The organism is Paucilactobacillus salsurae (assembly GCF_054784995.1).
Window position 1 is genome coordinate 26,127 of the sequence record NZ_BAAHWX010000012.1, and the last position, 18,594, is coordinate 44,720.

The following is an 18,594-nucleotide window of genomic DNA, read 5'->3' on the forward strand; positions in this document are numbered from 1 at the left end:
TGACGGAGGATAATATGCATAAAATTTTAATGATCCATACCGGTGGGACAATCTCCATGCAAGAAAACGAACAAGGTGTCATTTCTAAAAATCAACACAATCCGTTACTGGAACAAGTATCAGGACGTGAGGGTGATGTGGAAATTACACAGAAAACATTATTTAACGTTTCGTCGCCGTCAATGGATACTGAAAAAATGCTGGAATTAAGTCAGTTAATTGATCAGCGAGCAAATGAATTTGATGGGATTGTTGTCACTCATGGCACTGATACTTTAGAAGAAACCGCCTATTTTTTAGATTGCACAGTAACTGAAAAAATAGCAGTTGTGGTTACTGGAGCGATGCGGTCTACAGATCAACTTGGAACAGATGCACTGATTAACATTAAGGATGCCATTAGCGTAAGTGCAGACAAGAAAACCGCATCACAAGGGGTTGTAGTTGTTTTGAATAGTCAAATTTTTGCAGCAAAGTACGTGACTAAGACGCATACGACTAACTTAGCAACTTTTCAGGCACCTCAAACGGGAATGATTGGTGAAGTTAACCATGGACAGGTGACGTATTTTGTTCAGCAATCAACTGCTTCAAAAAGAAAATTAGATCATCTAGTTGATCATTTATATTTGGTGAAAGCGTATGCTGGCATGGATGATACGTTACTGAGAATGTTAGATTCAGATCAGACTAACGGTATTGTTATTGAAGCATTTGGCGCAGGTAATTTACCAGCTAAATTGATGCCCGTGATTGAATCATTACATGAGCATCATATTCCAATGGTATTAACATCTCGAACGATGGCTGGAGTTGTGGCGCCAATTTATGGTTACGATGGTGGTGGTCAGCAATTAGCTGAAGCGGGATTAATATTTGCAGGTGCATTGAGTGGTCAAAAAGCAATGATCAAGTTGCAAGTTGGATTAAGCAGCGGATTAAGTGGATCAGAATTGCAAGCGTATTTTGAGGATGATAATCATGACACAAATTAAACGACCTGAGTGGGCCAACCAGAATGAATTGATGCAGCATTATTACGACGATGAGTGGGGATTACCTGTAAAAGAAGATCAAAAATTATTTGAAATGTTATCATTAGAAACCTATCAGGCGGGGTTAAGCTGGTTGACTGTATTAAAAAAAAGAATGGCATTTCGACAGGCATTTTATGATTATGATATTAATAAAGTAGCGCAGATGAGTGATGAGCAAATTTCAACGTTATTAAGTAATAAAGCAATTATTCGTAATCAGCGAAAATTGAATGCCACAGTGAATAATGCCAAAGCTATTCAACAACTTTCAAAAAGCTTTACAGATTATGTATGGTCAATTACTGATGGAGAAGTTATTAAAATGCCGTTCAGTGAAGACTTGCCAGCACAAACTGAGTTATCAAAACGTGTTTCTAAGCAGATGAAAAAAGATGGATTTAATTTTGTTGGTCCCGTCACAGTTTTTTCGTTTCTACTGGCTGTGGGCGTTGTTAATGCGAGAATTTAAAAAGATGACCTGGATTTTCAGGTCATCTTTTTAAATATAAAGTAATAAAATCAAAATCGCTTGAACTGCTGAATATTTCACGAATTTATCTTGCATAAGAGGTCGACTGTGCATTACAAACCAAGTTACAACTAAAATTATAATTGCCATAATGTGAGTTATTGAAATTGATTGTATTAGCAACCAGATAATGAATATACTACCTATTACAGTGGAAATAATTCTATGATTACGAGTGTTTTCATGCATGAAAACAGGCGTCAAGAAAAATAAGTATGATAGACAATAACTGCCTAGGTTGGCAATAAATGTCCAAGAAAGAAAATGTGCTGTTAAAAAAACAATTGATGCCGGAATACAGATTGAAAAAATAATACCATAAAGTAAAAGGCCGAATTCATTTTGCATTTCCAACTGAGGAAAATAAAGAACAAGTAAAAATGTCGGAACAAGTAATAGCAGTAGTAGAACCACCAATTTTCCTTGAACGACCCCAGAAAATGAAAACAGAAAACTCGCAAGAATGGGTAACAAGGCAAATCGGGATTTAAAATTTGAATTTAAAATTAGGTGTGCACTACCGGCTACTAACAAGCTGTATAACGCAAAAAAAACTAGATCAATCTGAAAAGTAGCGGTAGAAATTTTAGCTGCATATGAAATGGGGACATACCACCATGTAATCAGTTGAATAATAACCGAAATGGTGAGCAGTTTCCAATTAACGGAACGCCATTGGGCAGCGATTGACTTAATCAAGAGCAGTCTCCTTTAAACGTATTATCACTATCCTAATTAATTTTGAGATGGTAGTCAATTAATTACTGAAGATTGGTTGACATTTTAAATGGACTATACTAATATACAGATTGTGAAAAAAATAACAAGAGGTGCAAGAGAATGGCAGATAAGAAAGTAGCATTAATTACCGGTGCAGGACAAGGAATTGGCGAAGCAATTGCCAAACGCCTTCATCATGATGGTTTTAAGGTCGCTTTAGTTGGTCGAACAAAGTCTAAAGTGGAAAAAGTTGCTGATGAAATCAATGCAGATGGTGGTCAAGCATACGCTATTGGAGCTGATGTTTCTGATCGCGATCAAGTATTTGCCGCAGTAGATGAAGCAGCAAACCATTTTGGTGATTTCAATGTGATTGTCAACAATGCAGGTGTGGCGCCAACGACACCAATTGAAACGGTGACACCCGATATTTTAAATGACACCTTAGCAATCAACTTGGGTGGTGTCATTTGGGGTATCCAAGCAGCCAGTGCTAAATTCAAGGAACTTGGTCATGGTGGTAAGATAATCAACGCCTCATCACAAGCCGGTCAAGTTGGTAATCCTAATTTAACCGTTTATGGTGCAACAAAATTTGCTATTCGCGGTGTGACTCAAACAACTGCTAAGGAATTAGCCAAGTTCAATATCACAGTGAATGCCTATTGCCCAGGAATTGTGAAAACACCGATGATGAACGATATTGCGCAACAAGTTGCCGATAACGCTGGCAAACCATTTGAATGGGGAATGGACCAATTTGCAAAAGATATTGCATTAGGCCGTTTGTCAGAACCAGAAGATGTAGCCGCTTGTGTCGCTTACTTAGCCGGTCCAGATTCCGATTATATGACTGGTCAATCACTATTAATTGATGGTGGTATGGTATTTAGCTAGAGCTAAATGAGTGCCAAAGAGATATTCTACTTTTAATCGCTTGTGCGATAATCAACACACAAAAAATTCACAGAAAAGTACAGTTTCTTGCCGAACTGTACTTTTTTAATACATAAAATACAAATAAGTAACAAGCACATCATAAATAATTCAAACGTCTTATTTACACTATTCTTATCAACTAAATGAGGGGATGGCAAAAATGACTGAACAAAAACAAAATAATTTTACAGATGAAAACGGGCAAACAAAAACCCCACAAAAACGAAGAAAAAATAAATTAATTACACTAGCGGTACTGTCAGGCTTATTAGGTGGAGCGGCAACTTATGGTGGCGTGACAATGGTGCAAACCTATATTGCCAGTAATGGCACTTCAGTTTCGTTAAATTCAAAGAGTAGCGGCACAACAACTGTTGAGCAGACTTCAACTTCTGGCTCCAGTGACGCTACGAAGGCATATAATAAAGTTAAAAGTTCTGTTGTTTCAGTGATTAATTTACAAAATGGTAGTACAAGTTCAGATTCACAATTAAATGTGTATGGGAATACACAATCAGGCGATTCAAATTCAGATGGTGATACAACAACAGGATCAAGTTCTAGTGGCTCAAATTCTAGCGATTTGCAGGCAGCTAGTGAAGGTTCAGGTGTTATTTATAAAAAGGCGAATGGCTCTGCTTATATTGTGACAAACTACCATGTGGTATCAGGTTCATCTGCCGTTGAAATTGAATTGAGTAGTGGTAAAAAAGCAAATGCCACAGTGGTTGGAACTGATAAAACGACCGACTTAGCAGTTTTGAAAATTAGTGATAAAAATGTCACTTCAGTCGCCAGTTTTGGTAATTCAAGTGATATTGAGGCGGGCCAGTCAGTCTTAGCGATTGGATCACCTTTAGGAACGAGCTATGCGTCATCTGTGACGAAGGGGATTGTTTCAGCAAAAAGTCGATCAGTTACCACGACATATGGAAAAGCAACGGTTATTCAAACTGATGCTGCAATTAACGCCGGTAACTCTGGTGGACCGTTAATTAATATGGCTGGGCAAGTGATTGGTATTAATTCAATGAAACTGGCTTCAGATAATTCGGGAACCAGTGTTGAGGGTATGGGCTTTTCCATTCCAAGCGACAAAGTGGTAGAGATTATCAATAAAATAACAGCTTAAAACTGATGAATGAGGCAAAACAATGGTTTTGTCTCATTTTTTGTGGGGTTTTACATTGAATTATCAGGGAAAATTGTGCTAATATGTTTATCGTTATAAGTCAATTCCCGATAGGATTCACTACCTGTGAAGAAGCCTTGTAACCTCAATCAGGAAAAGTAATTTTCCAAATATAATGGGGGAATTTATTTTGTCAGAAAGACATTTATTTACATCAGAATCAGTTTCAGAAGGACATCCAGATAAAATTGCGGATCAAATTAGTGATGCAATTTTAGATGCGATGTTAGCACAAGACCCGGATGCACGTGTTGCTTGTGAAACGTCAGTAACAACTGGCTTGGTGCTCGTATTTGGCGAGATTTCAACTAAAGCCTATGTTGATATTCAGCATGTCGTCCGTGAAACCATCAAGGAAATTGGTTACACGAATTCGGCCTTTGGTTTTGACGGTGACACTTGTGCTGTCATGGTGGCCATCGATGAACAATCACCAGACATTGCGCAAGGAGTTGACGATGCACTTGAACGACGTCGCGGAGATGAAGATCCATTTGATCAAATTGGTGCTGGCGATCAAGGCTTAATGTTTGGCTACGCCATTGATGAAACACCCGAATTAATGCCACTACCAATTTCTTTAAGTCATAAGTTAATGCATCGAATTGCTTGGTTGCGCAAAAATGGTACGCTAGATTATTTACGTCCAGATGCCAAAGCTGAAGTGACTGTTGAATATGATGACAACAATCAACCTGAACGAATTGACACGGTTGTGTTAAGTACGCAACATGATCCAGATGTGACACTTGATCAAATTCGTCATGATGTGATTGAAGAAGTCATCAAGCACGAAATTCCAGCCAAATATTTAGATGATGATACAAAGTATCTGATCAATCCAACTGGTCGTTTTGTCATTGGTGGACCACAAGGGGATGCCGGCTTAACCGGTCGCAAGGTAATCGTCGATACGTATGGTGGTGCTGCTCACCACGGAGGTGGAGCTTTTTCTGGTAAGGATGCGACAAAGGTGGATCGTTCTGCAAGCTATGCTGCCAGATACATCGCCAAAAATATTGTAGCTGCTGGGTATGCCCATAAGGTAGAAATCCAACTAGCTTACGCGATTGGCGTGGCCCAACCTGTGTCGATTTCAATTGATACATTTGGCACTGGTAAAGTCAGCGAAACTCAATTAACACAAGCGGTTCGTAAAATTTTTGATTTACGTCCTGCTGGCATTATTGAAATGCTAGATTTAAAACGACCAATTTATAAACAAACAGCTGCCTATGGTCATTTTGGTCGTACTGATATTGATCTGCCATGGGAACATACAGATAAAGTTGATGCACTGAAGGCCGAATTAGGGTAAACTAAATATAGTAAACAAATCGAATAATTCATACAACGAGGTGGGTGGGCATTCATTTCGTTGTATTTTTTTGTGAAAGTTAGGGGAATTTATGTCTAAAAAGAAAACAAACGTGACGATTGTCACGATCGCCCTGTTTGTGGCTACTTTTATTAGTGCAATGGAGGGAACCATTGTTTCAACGGCGATGCCAACCATTGTAAGTGATTTAAGAGGAGTGGCCATCATGAACTGGGTCTTCTCAATCTATTTATTGACTAACGCATTAGCGACGCCCATCTATGGTAAGCTGTCTGATCGCATTGGTCGTAAACCGGTGTTTATTTTTGGCCTCTTTGTGTTTGTCATTGGGTCTGCCATGTCTGGATTATCACATTCCATGCATGAATTAATTATTTGGCGTGCCATTCAAGGTGTTGGTGCAGGCACAATCATGCCAGTTTCTTTTACGATTATTGCCGATATTTATCCTTTTGAAAAACGCGCTAAGGTGATGGGGTGGAATGGATCTGCCTGGGGAATTGCTTCAGTGATTGCCCCATTATTAGGTGGTTTTATAGTTGACCAGCTCACTTGGCATTGGGTCTTTTTCATTAATGTGCCCATTGGCTTAATTACAATTGCACTAATATGGTTCTTTTTAAATGAGCCCAAACGTGTCAGTGATGCTAAATTGGATTGGCTGGGTATTATCTGGTTAACATTGTCTTTATTAGGATTAATGTATGGGGTCCAATTGTTGAGTCAAGGTGGCCAGTCCTTACTTCAAGCAGGTGTGAGTTTTGTGGTGTTTGTAGTTGCTTTAAGCTTGTTTATTCGTCAAGAAAAACGAGCTGCTGATCCCATCATTTTCCTCGAACTCTTTAAAAATCGAGTTTTTGTCATTCAAAATATTGCTGCAGCATTGGTGTCAGCATACTTGATTGCCTTTAACGTGTACTTACCAATGTGGACACAGGGATTACTGGGTTTACGCGCGTCGATTGCCGGTTTTGCAACTACACCAAGCTCAATTTTATGGGTTGTCGGGTCATTTATTGCTGGTAAATTACTAGCGAATGCAACACCTAAAAAATTGTTAACAGTCAGTTTAGGGTTATTAATTATAACGGGATTAGTGATGATTCTGTTGCCACAGACAACGCCATTCTGGTTCTTTTTATGCTTATCAGGTGTATTTGGAATTGGGTTTGGTATTTCGATTACTGGAACAACTGTGACGTCACAAAGCTTAGTATCTTCCGATATTGTGGGTGTGGCAACCTCATTTAATACGTTGGTCCGATCGCTAGCACAGACCATCATGATCTCAGTTTTTGGAATTGTCATGAATTATTCAATTGCTAATGGAATGACGCGTTATCATAATACCGGTGTCACTGAAGAAATGATGAATAAGGTCATTAACCCACAAACGGTACATCAGTTACCGCATCAATTAATTCCTATCTTGCGCAAAATTTACTATTCAGGATTACACAATATCTTTATTTTAGGGTTTGTGTTCATACTATTAGCGTTCATCATTAACTTGATGAAACAACCAAAAGACCAAAAAAAGCAAGCCAGTTAGGGCTTGCTTTTGTATATAGCAATAATTTATTAGAACGCCATCTTGCGTATAACAATTAATTAACGTTTTTGCAACGCAATTAATTTTGGTGGTGTGTGTGTTTGATTTAAAAATGAATAGTTTAAAACTGTCCACTCGTGCTGGTCTAATTTTTGAACAAAAGCTTCAACAGCTTGTTTTTCGTCTTGTCCACCTGGATGACCATAGTAAACAACCAAGCAAATAATGCCACCACGTCGTAATAGATTCATAATTGCTTGAACGGCCGTAATGGTTGTAGTTGCGTTGGTAATGACAGTTTTATCACCACCTGGTAAATAGCCCAAATTAAAAATTGCAGCTGCAACATCTTGTGTGACATATTGGTCAACGTGTTCGTGACCGTCCTTGATCAAAGTTGTTTGTTTTAATTGTGAGCTTAAAATTAACTTTTCTTTAGTATTTTTGATAGCAGTGTCTTGAATATCAAAGGCATAGACATGACCAGTGGGGCCCACTAGCGAGGCTAAGAAAACCGTATCATTGCCGTTGCCCATAGTGGCATCAATGACTGACTGTCCTGGCCCTGCGACTGTTTTAATGAGGGTATGGCTGTATTCAAGTGCGTTTTGAATGTTCATGATCTTGATCTCCTGTGTAGGCCAAAGAGTGTTTCACTGATAATTAAAATAATGAGTCCTAAACTAAATCCAGCCAATACATCGGTTGGATAGTGAACACCAACATAGATGCGTGAGTAGCCAACTAGAATAATTAACAATGTGAGAAGCGTGTTAATAAAATACCGCCAATTTTTGGATTGTAAGTAATACTGACTCAAGATAATGAGTCCACCTAAAACAAGCATTGCGCCAATCGAATGGCCACTGGGGAAACTGTATCCGCCATAGTGCATCAAAAGGTGATTAGTTGGACGCGGTCGATCCACAATTTGTTTGATGAAGTGATTGGCATATGATCCAAAAGCGGGGGTGAGTGAAAAGAAAAAAGCTGCGCGTACTTTGCGTCTTAATGCTAATAATATCGTCCCAATGATCATCCAAATCGCTGTTGGTGTTGGATTAAATAAAACTGTATACCTCGTTAAGATTACTGTTTTCCACGATGGAAATGTTCCACGAACGTGATTAATAATAAATGTATCAAGTTGGTGAATCCAAGGGCGATTGGCTGTAACACCATGATATAAACTCACAAAGGCTACGATCGCCAAAATGAATAAGATTTGCTGAAACTTACTGATGTTAAAATTGCGTTTCATTATTTAATGACTCCTAATTTAATTACTGACAAGTATTGTAGCATAATAGCAAGACAAAACTTGCTCATCAGGTATTTTTTTGCTAAGATTGATGCAATATTTAATCGTTGATCGAGAATAGTAAAGAACGAATTGTCAGAGACCACGTGGTTGGTGAAAACGTGGATTAGTTTTTGAACTCGCTCGTGAGAATTTTTTGCTGAAATTAGTAGGTAAAAACGTGATTTCGCGTTAAGAATTAAGCGCTACGATAACGTAGAACTTAGGTGGTACCGCGGAACTCATTCGTCCTATAGGAAGGTTTTATTTCCTATGGGATTTTTTGTTTTCTGTCAACGATTTTACATAATACAATTTTGAGGAGACGATTGATTCATGGCTTATAATCATGACGTCATTGAACGTAAATGGCAACATTATTGGAAAACACATAAGACTTTTAAGGTGGAGATTGATCAAACAAAGCCGAAATACTACGCTTTAGACATGTTTCCTTATCCATCAGGACAAGGACTACACGTTGGGCATCCTGAAGGCTACACAGCCACTGATGCGATTTCGCGAATGCGCCGGATGCAAGGATTTAATGTTTTGCACCCTATGGGTTGGGACGCATTTGGTCTTCCTGCAGAACAATATGCCTTAAAAACTGGGCATAATCCCAAAGATTTTACTGCTCAAAATGTGAAAGTCTTTAAACATCAAATTCAGTCACTTGGTTTTTCATATGATTGGGATCGCGAAATTAACACAACCGACCCGAAATTTTATAAATGGACGCAGTGGATTTTTGAGCAACTTTATAAAAAAGGTCTCGCTTACGAAGACGAAATTGAAGTTAACTGGGCACCTGACTTTATGGGTGGAACAGTGGTTGCAAATGAAGAAGTGGTTGACGGTAAGACTGAACGCGGAGGCTATCCGGTTTACCGTGTACCAATGCGTCAATGGGCATTAAAGATCACAGCGTACGCTGATCGTTTAATTGATGATTTGGACGATTTAGATTGGCCTGAATCTATCAAGGAACAGCAGCGTAATTGGATCGGTCGGTCACAAGGTGCTAGTGTCTTTTTTGCCGTGGATGGTCATCCAGAAAGTAAAATTGAAGTTTTCACCACGCGTCCTGATACGCTATTTGGCGCTACTTACATGGTATTGGCACCAGAACATGATCTGGTTGATAAAATTACCACACCAGATCAAAAAGCTGCCGTTGAAGCTTACAAAGATGAAGTTTCTCGTCGCTCTGACCTAGAACGAACCGATTTAAATAAGGACAAAACAGGTGTTTTCACAGGAGCTTACGGAATTGATCCAATTAACGGCCGCAAAGTTCCCATTTGGATTGGCGATTACGTACTTGCTTCATATGGTACTGGTGCAATTATGGCCGTGCCTGCTCATGATGATCGTGACTACGAATTTGCCAAAAAATTTGGGTTAGATATTGTTCCAGTCATTGAAGGTGGCGATGTCGATCAGGCAGCGTTCACTGGTGATGGGGTTCACATTAATTCTGACTTTTTAGATGGCATGCATAAAGAAGAGGCTATCGAAAAGGCCATTGCTTGGTTAGAAGAAAATGGTGCTGGTAAAAAGAAGATCAACTACCGACTCCGTGATTGGATTTTTTCTCGTCAACGTTATTGGGGTGAACCAATTCCAGTGATTCATTGGGAAGATGGTGAAACCACCCTTGTTCCGGAAGATGAATTACCACTGCGTTTACCAGCAACCAAGCAACTTGAACCATCAGGGACTGGCGAAAGTCCACTAGCTAATATTGACGATTGGGTCAATGTGGTTGATGAAAATGGCCGAAAAGGTAAACGTGAAACAAACACTATGCCACAATGGGCAGGTTCGTCATGGTACTGGCTGCGCTACATGGATCCTCATAATGACCACGCCATTGCGAGTGAAGAAGCGCTCAACTATTGGTCACCAGTCGATTTATACGTTGGTGGTGCTGAGCACGCTGTTTTGCATTTACTATATGCACGTTTCTGGCAAAAAGTTTTGTATGATTTAGGGATTGTACCAACTAAAGAACCATTCCAAAAACTGGTTAACCAAGGAATGATTCTCGGTGAAAATCACGAAAAAATGTCTAAATCAAAAGGTAATGTGGTTAATCCTGATGATATCGTTGAACAGTATGGTGCAGATACACTGCGCCTTTATGAAATGTTCATGGGCCCACTGGAGGATTCTGTTCCTTGGGATGAAAAAGGACTTCATGGTAGTTACAAGTGGATTCAACGTGTTTGGCGGTTACTAATGGACGACAATAATCATCTGCGTGACCGCGTCACCACGATTAATGATGGTAAACTGACAAAAATTTATAATCAAACTGTTAAGAAAGTCACTGAAGATTTTAGCAGAATGCATTTCAACACTGGCATTTCACAACTGATGGTCTTTGTAAACGAAGCCTATAAAGTCGATGATTTACCAGTTGAATACATGGAAGGCTTCGTGAAGATGATTGCGCCAATTATGCCACATTTAGCTGAGGAGCTTTGGAGTGAATTCAATGTCAGTGAAACGGTGACATACGAAAAATGGCCAACATATGATCCAGATCAATTGGTTGAAGATGAAGTTGAAATTGTTGTTCAAGTTAACGGTAAAGTGAAAGCACATTTGAAAGTTGCTAAGGATGCTGATAAAGATACTGTTCAAGAACAAGCTTTAGCTCAAGAGCACGTTAAGGCAACAATTGAAGGACAAACGATTCGTAAAGTAATTGTGATCCCAGGCAAAATTGTAAATATTGTTGCTAACTAATTATCGATACATCATTTAAAAGTTCGCGATTATTCCACGGGCTTTTTTATATGCTTGAATTAATAAAGTTTCATTAAAATTGAATTTGTCTTTTATCCAGTAAAGATTTTCAGTAAATGAGCGTTAAGCTTTTTAACCACAAGATTTAATGATTGAAACAATCAAAAATTGGTCTGCTTTTAGGTAATAAAAACGGCTTGCCACAAGGTCTCAATAACGATAGAATGATACAAGTTGAAAAATCGGAAAGTAGGACAACGACAATAATGAACAATCAAGTCGATGGTGAAAATGAACAACAAGCACCTGTTCAAGATTCACGCTCGAAGATGTTAACCGGCTCCGCATGGATGACAGCGGGTAGCATCTTTTCGCGTATTTTAGGTGCGATTTATATTATTCCTTGGGTGACCTGGCTGGGCACAAATAGTGATCAAGCCAATGCCTTGTACAGTAAAGGGTATAATATTTACAGTTTATTTTTGACTGCGGCAATTGCGGGTGTTCCATCTGCAATGTCAAAGTTAGTGGCCAAATATAATGCGTTAAATGAATATGGAATTAGTCGCAAACTGTACCACCACGGAATGTTTGTTTCTGGATTAACAGGATTAGTATGTGCATTAATTTTGTATTTTGGTGCGCCTATTTTTGATCAAGGCGATACCAGTGTGATCCCTGTTTTACAATCGTTAACTTTAGCAATTCTTGTGATTCCTGCGATGAGTTTGACGCGTGGCTTTTTTCAAGGCTACCAGCAGATGGCACCGTCCGCAATTTCACAGTTTGTCGAGCAGTTGTTCAGAGTTGTTTACATGCTTGGTGCGACTTTCATTATTATGAAAGTGATGGGTGGACGTTGGCAGGATGCTGTGACTCAATCAACATTTGCAGCGTTTATTGGAGCATTAGGTAGCATTATGATTTTAGGCTATCACTACTTCAAAGAAAAAACGCGGATGGATATTTTGGTTGATAACAGCAACAATTTAATTGAAGTCTCTTCATGGGAAATGATTCGAGACATTATATATCAAGCTATTCCATTTATTATCGTTGGCGCAGGAATTAATTTATTCCAAATTATTGACCAATTTACATTTTTCAAAGTTATGACACGTATGGATGGATTTACGATGCGTCAAATTAACGAACTGTGGGCGCTATTTTCATTTAATGCCAATAAATTGATTATGATTGTAATTTCCTTAGCTTCTGCGATGTCGATTACTGTAGTTCCTTTACTTGCTGCCGCACGAGCTGTTCATAATAATGATGAAATTCGGAATCAAATTTCTAATGCGCTGTTGCTGTTTTATTTTGTGATGATGCCTGCAGCACTAGGCCTCGCAGCAGTTTCACAACCAATTTATACACTGTTTTATCGATATAGTGCTGCTGGAACACAGATTCTAGCTTTTTCAGCTTATTTGTCAATTATTTTAGGAATGTATACGGTTGTTGCAGCTGTTATGCAAGGTATTTCAGAAAATGGTAAGACACTAAAATGTTTAGGCATCGGGATCATTGTTAAATTTATTTTTCAGGTACCAGCTATCTGGCTTTTTAAAGGAATGGGGCCTTTGCTTTCAACAATGTTAGCTATGGTAACAGTCGTTTATTTAATTATCCATTCGCTTAATAATGAATTTCAGTTACCATTGAAAAAAATGGCGCCATTAACCAATCACATCTTACTTTATTCATTATTCACTTATATCACTGCAAAATTAGTTGTGCTTGGTATGTATTTGTTCATTGATAAAGGTGGACGGTATACTTCAATCATAGTTTTGGTTTTGGCAGTTGCTGCCGGTGGATTTGTCTATGTCTATTTTATGCTCCGTTCACGATTAGCAGACAAGTTATTAGGCCCTCGAGTAGCCTTTCTCCGTCGTATTTTAAGAATTAAGTAGGAGATATAATCATGAGACTGGACAAATATTTGCATGATCAACAGTTTGGCACACGTTCAGAGATTAAAAAGTTAGTCAAACAAAAACGAGTGATGATTAATCAACAAGTCATTACTAACGCTGGGCAAGCAGTTGTAACTAACGATCAGGTGTTTGTAGATCAACAGTTGGTGACAGCTGAGCAAGCATTTTATTTTCTGTTAAATAAACCCGTTGGTACCTTAACTGCTACAAAAGATGAGTCGCAACGAACAGTGATGCAGTTGCTAAAGCCAAATGATAGACGAAATGATTTGTTTCCGGTAGGACGCTTAGATAAGGACACAACAGGTATGTTGTTAATTACTAATCAAGGTCAACTGGCGCATTTATTACTAAGTCCAAAAAGACACGTTGACAAAACTTATATTGCCACAGTGACTGGGCAAATTACTAACGAACAACTAGAGAAACTTATGAACGGCGTCACATTGAAAAATGGTGACAATGTTCAAGCTGTTCATGCAAAAATTATTGACCTAAAAGAAAACCAAACAGTGATTAAATTAACGATTCAACAAGGAATGTATCATCAAATTAAACGAATGGTGGCTTACTTGGGCCAACGGGTTCTTAGTTTACATCGCGAGCAGTTTGCTAATCTAATGGACTCCAATTTGAAAGTAGGCAGTTACCGACCATTAACAAAAAAAGAAATTCACCAATTAAAACAGTTGGTGAATTTCACAGAAGTTTAATTTTCAAAGGATTTCATAAATGTGGGTAACGCCTGGCTAATTTGATGCGGTAAAACCACATATTGTGCTTTACCCAGAGACTCTGCAATGGCACTGTGGCTATAAACAGCTGCTAGCAGGGCTTTTTTTGTATCTTTAAATTGGGCCGTAAAACCACCAATCATACCCGCCAAAGTATCACCCATTCCACCAGTGGCCTGTGCAGGTGTACCGATGGGGAGTTGATAGACATCTTCGGAAGTGTATATTTCAGTATGATGCTTTTTTAAAACCACAGTTGCTTTTAATTGACGTTGTATTAGCTGGTTTTTTTCTGGTGTTTGATCTTTAATTTCAATTCCAGAAAGTCGTTGCCACTCCATTTCATGAGGTGTATAAATGATATTTCCAGCAGGCTTTGCAGTGTGGTTAGCTGCCATCAAAGTAATAGCAGAACCATCAATGACCACAGTTTGGCTATCGTTTGTGTTGGCTAGAACAGTGGCTAACACTTCTTGACTATGAAAATCATCACCGAGCCCCGGGCCAATAACTAACACATTAGCCTGAGTAATTAGTGCACTGAGTTTAACTTTATTGTAGTAATTAACAAACATCGTTTCTGGTAACTGGGCATGTAAACTTGAAAGATTACTGGTGTCAGTTGCCGTGGTTACTAACCCCGCACCTGAGTATACCGCTGCAGTAGCCGCCATCATAATTGCCCCTCCGAAGTTAGCATTGCCACCAACCAACACGACTTTGCCAAAAGTACCCTTAAAACTGTCAACTGGTCTTTTTTTGATAACTTGTTTTAAAATTTCTTCTGAAAGTATTTGCATAATAATTGCCTACCATTGTTTTAAATTTAGTATAAGTATAGCATGAGCTAACTGATTTACACGGATTTTAGTCTGAAATAGAATTGAATTTCATGTTATCATTAAAGATAGGAAACTGTAGGAGGTTACGGATAATGACCGATTGGAAAGCAAAAGCACAAGAACAAAAAGACGAGTATTTAAAAGATTTAATGTCACTGATGAAAATTGCCAGTGTCAGAGATGATAGTCAAGCAACTGATGATTTTCCGCTTGGCCCAATGCCTGCGCAAGCACTACAAGCGTTTTTAGAAATGGCGCAACAGGATGGGTTTAAGACCAAAAACATTGATAATTTGGTTGGTTATGCAGAATATGGTGATGGTGAAGAAACATTTGCTATTTTGGCGCATTTAGATGTGATGCCCGCCGGTAATGGCTGGGATACAGATCCATTTAATCCAGTAATCAAAGATGGTAACTTGTATGGGCGTGGTGCGTCTGATGATAAGGGACCAGGTATGGCAGCCTATTACGCACTGAAAACGTTAAAAGATATGGGTGTTAAATTAAATAAAAAAGTGCGTTTTATTGTTGGGACGGATGAAGAAAGTGATTGGACTGGGATGAAACGGTATTTTAAAGTGGAACCGGCTCCAACATTTGGCTTTTCACCGGATGCCGAATTTCCATTGATCAATGGGGAAAAAGGCAATATTTCAATGAAATTGAACTTTGGAGGACAAAATGAAGGTTCAGTGATTTTGAAGTCGTTTCATTCCGGATTGCGACCAAACATGGTCCCGCGAGAAGCAACTGCAGTGATTGAAACCGATAATAATCAGCAGATTGCCAATGATTTTACTAGCTATCTAGATAACAATCCTATTTCTGGTGAAATTAAGGAAACTACTGAAGGTATGCAAATTGAAATTGTTGGGAAGGCAGCGCATGGTATGGAACCCAAAAATGGTGAAAACGCTGGTACCTACCTCGCACAGTTTTTGATGAAGTATGACTTTGGTGGGGATGCCAAAAACTTTCTCACGTTGATTGGTGGTTATATGCACCAAGATTCTCGAATGCATAATTTTGACCTGAACTTTACAGATGATGTGATGGGCGATCTGACCATGAATGCTGGCTTAATGGATTTCACTAATTTTGATGGTGGGCAAGTCGACATGAATTTCCGTTATCCAAAAGGAATCACACCAACTGAGATTGAAGGGAAGTTAAACGAAACGGTTGCCAGTATGAACGTGAAAATTGTACCTGGGACCTACATGGAACCTCATTATGTGGATCCAAAAGATCCATTAGTAACAACCTTAATGAAGGCCTACCGCGAACAAACTGGAGAAACTGATGCACAACCAGAAGTAGTTGGCGGTGGTACCTATGGTCGTATGATGGATCGTGGAGTTGCATTTGGAGCGTTGTTCCCACATACCCAAGATACAATGCACCAAGCTAATGAATTTCAACCAGTGGATGATTTGTTAAGTGCAATGGCTATTTATATGCAATCAATCTATGATCTAGCAGCTCAATAATCTATCTTATCTGCCAGAATCTTGTTACAATAAAACTAGGAAGGAATTTGTTGAACAATCACATGGATTATACCGGAGGTGACAGTGATGAGTAAGTATCAAAATATTTTAGTTGGGATTGATGGTTCTAAACAGTCAGAAATGGCGCTAGACAAAGCAATTAATCTTGCGGTACAGAGTGATGCAACTTTATCAATGGTTAGTGTAATTAATGGAGAGCGTTTTCCAAATACTAGTACAATCGGATTCGGGTTTATAGACAGAGATGTTTATGATCAGGAAGTTGAGCAAATGGAAAAACAACTTGCTAAATATAAAGAAAAAGCTCAAAAAAGTGGGGTAAAAGAGGTCAATACTGAGGTATCCATCGGAAATGCAAAAGTAGTTTTAGCCACTGAATATCCGAAGAAACATAATGTTGATCTGATCGTTGCAGGGGCAACAGGATTAAACTTTATTGGTCGAATGATTGTGGGATCAACAGCAACTTTCGTTATTCGTGAGGCACCATGCGATGTCATAATTGTTAAAACTGATAATGATAATCAGCCAGTTGACTTAGCCAAAACCACATATCCTCAAATTTAAGTTTAAACCAAAAAGAAGCTTTCACTAATTATCATAGTGAGAGCTTCTTTATTTTATATAAACAACAAACGTTTCGGGAATTATACTTAATAATAATTTAAATTATTCAGCTGCATATTGCGCAAAATTATTTACAAATTTAGCGCTAATTTGATAATCCTGATTATTAGTAATATGTTTGATTAAACGTTTCTTTTTTTGTTTATCATTATTAGCATCAAAATAACGATAAGCATAATCAACACAAGTCTTAAGCCAGAATAAATCTAACTCATTATTAACTTCAAAATTAATAAGATTATCGAACATTGAATTAAAGTACAACGAGGCACGGTCCATTTGTTCTTTTAAAAAATAGATCTGGCCTAAACAAATATTAGCGGTTAGCGCATAGGTTGAGGCACCTTTTTGTGGGCCGTCGCTCACAAAGTTGAAGTGGAAAATGGCACCGTCAAGATCGTCATGCATTAAACTAAGATAACCGGTTAAAAATTGATATTGGGTACTTTGCAATTCACTATCTTGAGATAATTTGTTCGAAAACTTGGTTAATTTTTTTGTAGCTTCGTCGATATTACCAATGGCAATTAATCTTTCGATCTTTGTTAGGCTATCTGCGTCAGTATTTTCCGGAGTGCGAAAATCAGAAACTACATCATTTAACGTTAAATCTAATCGTTTACAGATATTGATTAAAGTACTCAATGATGGTACAGTTCCTTTATTTTCGATATTACTCATGGTCGCTTGGGTACAGATTCCTTGGGCTAACTCGGATTGATTAAGTCCTTTTTGTTTGCGCCTTTCTTTAATGACTGAATTTAAAAACATTTACATCCCTACCTTATATTATCTTACGAACATGATATCATTATATACGTTTATGACAAATTTAACTACGTTTATGCCTAAAATAATTTAAAAAATTTTTTTAAATGTTATAATAAAAGTGTGAGGTAATGGATTAATTGGATAGTTAATGTAATTAAAACGCCATAGTTAATAGGTAAAATTGATGAAATATCTGATTAATTTGCATTATCATATTGTGATATTTTTATGATTGTAATAATTATTTTTGGAAACCTGATGGGAAGTTTTAACATGACGCGTACAATTTTATGGTACAACTTTTGGATGGACATGATTAATCAGTTTTTAACTGTGGTTATTTTTACAATCATTTCTCGGACAAAATTTAAAAAAAGTGTTCTGTTTTTAGGAGCTGTGATTGCTGTTGTTGGGGCTTTTTTAGACACTGTTCATAATGATATTGGGTATTTAACACTACTTTTGTTTTTAGTTGGAGTGATTTGGATATACCACAGGGATCCAATTGTTACTTATAATCAATTAATGGTCAGTTTTATAATTGTTATTATTGGTATCACGCTTACTTTTAGATTGTTGATGTTTAAATACCCAATTTTTTTGCCACAAATTGGAACGTATGCGATTATAAATGGTAAGATGTTGTTATCATATAGTTTAATTATGGTTGCATTTGGATGTAAGCTGATTCCTGAGACAACTTTTAAGAGAGCGTATAATGAATAAATCGTCTCTCAAAAGGAAGGAATTTTTACATGCCAACTCGTTACGACAAAGAATTCAAACAAAACATCATCAACC

The 18,594-nt window shown here is 38.0% G+C and carries 16 protein-coding genes, 1 pseudogene, 1 riboswitch and 1 other annotated feature; of the genes and pseudogenes, 12 read left to right on the plus strand and 5 right to left on the minus strand.

What is annotated here, in order from left to right:
- The first annotated feature begins 14 nt into the window (after nt 1-14).
- Both ACYVQZ_RS08600 and ACYVQZ_RS08605 read left to right on the plus strand, forming a co-directional pair.
- Nucleotides 15-995 carry an asparaginase gene (locus tag ACYVQZ_RS08600; RefSeq protein WP_461240993.1) on the plus strand — a complete coding sequence of 327 codons (981 nt, stop codon included), beginning with the start codon at nt 15-17 and terminating at the stop codon, nt 993-995.
- Nucleotides 982-1,506: a DNA-3-methyladenine glycosylase I gene (locus ACYVQZ_RS08605; RefSeq protein ID WP_461240994.1), complete on the plus strand. Its 525-nt coding sequence runs from the start codon at nt 982-984 to the stop codon at nt 1,504-1,506. The genes ACYVQZ_RS08600 and ACYVQZ_RS08605 overlap by 14 nt, the downstream gene beginning before the upstream one ends.
- Before the next feature lie 30 nt (nt 1,507-1,536).
- On the opposite strand, the gene ACYVQZ_RS08610 is transcribed toward ACYVQZ_RS08605, so the two are convergent.
- The gene (locus ACYVQZ_RS08610) at nt 1,537-2,265 is read right to left on the minus strand and encodes a hypothetical protein (RefSeq protein ID WP_461240995.1); all 729 of its coding nucleotides are present in this window, start codon (nt 2,263-2,265) and stop codon (nt 1,537-1,539) included.
- Nucleotides 2,266-2,400: 135 nt separating this feature from the next.
- Here ACYVQZ_RS08610 and ACYVQZ_RS08615 point away from each other — a divergent pair.
- From ACYVQZ_RS08615 to ACYVQZ_RS08630, 4 genes and pseudogenes are all read left to right on the plus strand, one after another.
- Nucleotides 2,401-3,183 (plus strand): annotated as a pseudogene (locus ACYVQZ_RS08615) ((S)-acetoin forming diacetyl reductase); the annotation flags it as partial.
- Nucleotides 3,184-3,385: 202 nt separating this feature from the next.
- A complete protein-coding gene (locus tag ACYVQZ_RS08620; protein WP_461240996.1) occupies nt 3,386-4,357 on the plus strand; it encodes a S1C family serine protease in 972 nt (323 codons plus the stop codon).
- A gap of 88 nt (nt 4,358-4,445) precedes the next feature.
- Nucleotides 4,446-4,550: riboswitch (SMK box riboswitch) on the plus strand.
- Complete coding sequence (metK, locus tag ACYVQZ_RS08625; protein WP_461240997.1) at nt 4,548-5,735, plus strand: methionine adenosyltransferase; 1,188 nt, start codon at nt 4,548-4,550, stop codon at nt 5,733-5,735. Its footprint overlaps the riboswitch before it by 3 nt.
- 91 nt (nt 5,736-5,826) lie before the next feature.
- Nucleotides 5,827-7,308 carry an MDR family MFS transporter gene (locus tag ACYVQZ_RS08630; RefSeq protein ID WP_461240998.1) on the plus strand — a complete coding sequence of 494 codons (1,482 nt, stop codon included), beginning with the start codon at nt 5,827-5,829 and terminating at the stop codon, nt 7,306-7,308.
- Between the two features lie 59 nt (nt 7,309-7,367).
- Here ACYVQZ_RS08630 and mnmM read toward each other — a convergent pair whose 3' ends face one another.
- Both mnmM and ACYVQZ_RS08640 read right to left on the minus strand, forming a co-directional pair.
- Nucleotides 7,368-7,928 carry a tRNA 5-(aminomethyl)-2-thiouridylate-methyltransferase MnmM gene (gene mnmM / locus ACYVQZ_RS08635; protein ID WP_461240999.1) on the minus strand — a complete coding sequence of 187 codons (561 nt, stop codon included), beginning with the start codon at nt 7,926-7,928 and terminating at the stop codon, nt 7,368-7,370.
- A complete protein-coding gene (locus tag ACYVQZ_RS08640; protein ID WP_461241000.1) occupies nt 7,925-8,569 on the minus strand; it encodes a phosphatase PAP2 family protein in 645 nt (214 codons plus the stop codon). Before ACYVQZ_RS08640 ends, mnmM begins: the two co-directional genes overlap by 4 nt.
- Nucleotides 8,570-8,667: 98 nt before the next feature.
- Nucleotides 8,668-8,865: a binding site (T-box leader), on the plus strand.
- A gap of 79 nt (nt 8,866-8,944) precedes the next feature.
- On the opposite strand from ACYVQZ_RS08640, the gene leuS reads away from it, so the two are divergent.
- From leuS to ACYVQZ_RS08655, 3 genes are all read left to right on the plus strand, one after another.
- Nucleotides 8,945-11,365, plus strand: a complete 2,421-nt coding sequence (gene leuS / locus ACYVQZ_RS08645) for a leucine--tRNA ligase (protein WP_461241001.1) — start codon at nt 8,945-8,947, stop codon at nt 11,363-11,365.
- Nucleotides 11,366-11,631: 266 nt separating this feature from the next.
- Nucleotides 11,632-13,281, plus strand: a complete 1,650-nt coding sequence (locus tag ACYVQZ_RS08650) for a putative polysaccharide biosynthesis protein (RefSeq protein WP_461241002.1) — start codon at nt 11,632-11,634, stop codon at nt 13,279-13,281.
- A gap of 11 nt (nt 13,282-13,292) precedes the next feature.
- Entirely contained in the window at nt 13,293-14,018 is a 726-nt protein-coding gene (locus tag ACYVQZ_RS08655) for a pseudouridine synthase (protein ID WP_461241003.1), read from the plus strand.
- On the opposite strand, the gene ACYVQZ_RS08660 is transcribed toward ACYVQZ_RS08655, so the two are convergent.
- Nucleotides 14,015-14,839, minus strand: a complete 825-nt coding sequence (locus ACYVQZ_RS08660) for an NAD(P)H-hydrate dehydratase (protein ID WP_461241004.1) — start codon at nt 14,837-14,839, stop codon at nt 14,015-14,017. The two genes, ACYVQZ_RS08655 and ACYVQZ_RS08660, sit on opposite strands and share 4 nt — an antisense overlap.
- 134 nt (nt 14,840-14,973) lie before the next feature.
- Between ACYVQZ_RS08660 and pepV the strand changes: the two genes are divergently transcribed.
- On the plus strand, nt 14,974-16,374 hold the full coding sequence (gene pepV, locus ACYVQZ_RS08665; protein ID WP_461241005.1) for a dipeptidase PepV: 1,401 nt from the start codon (nt 14,974-14,976) through the stop codon (nt 16,372-16,374).
- 87 nt (nt 16,375-16,461) lie between these two features.
- Complete coding sequence (locus tag ACYVQZ_RS08670; RefSeq protein WP_461241006.1) at nt 16,462-16,962, plus strand: universal stress protein; 501 nt, start codon at nt 16,462-16,464, stop codon at nt 16,960-16,962.
- A 102-nt stretch (nt 16,963-17,064) separates the two neighbouring features.
- Here the strand turns inward: ACYVQZ_RS08670 and ACYVQZ_RS08675 are convergent, their stop codons facing one another.
- Nucleotides 17,065-17,793, minus strand: coding sequence for a helix-turn-helix domain-containing protein (locus tag ACYVQZ_RS08675; protein WP_461241007.1), 729 nt, complete (start codon nt 17,791-17,793; stop codon nt 17,065-17,067).
- Nucleotides 17,794-18,066: 273 nt separating this feature from the next.
- Here ACYVQZ_RS08675 and ACYVQZ_RS08680 point away from each other — a divergent pair, with 273 nt between their 5' ends.
- Nucleotides 18,067-18,519, plus strand: a complete 453-nt coding sequence (locus ACYVQZ_RS08680) for a hypothetical protein (protein ID WP_461241008.1) — start codon at nt 18,067-18,069, stop codon at nt 18,517-18,519.
- Nucleotides 18,520-18,594 lie beyond the last annotated feature (75 nt).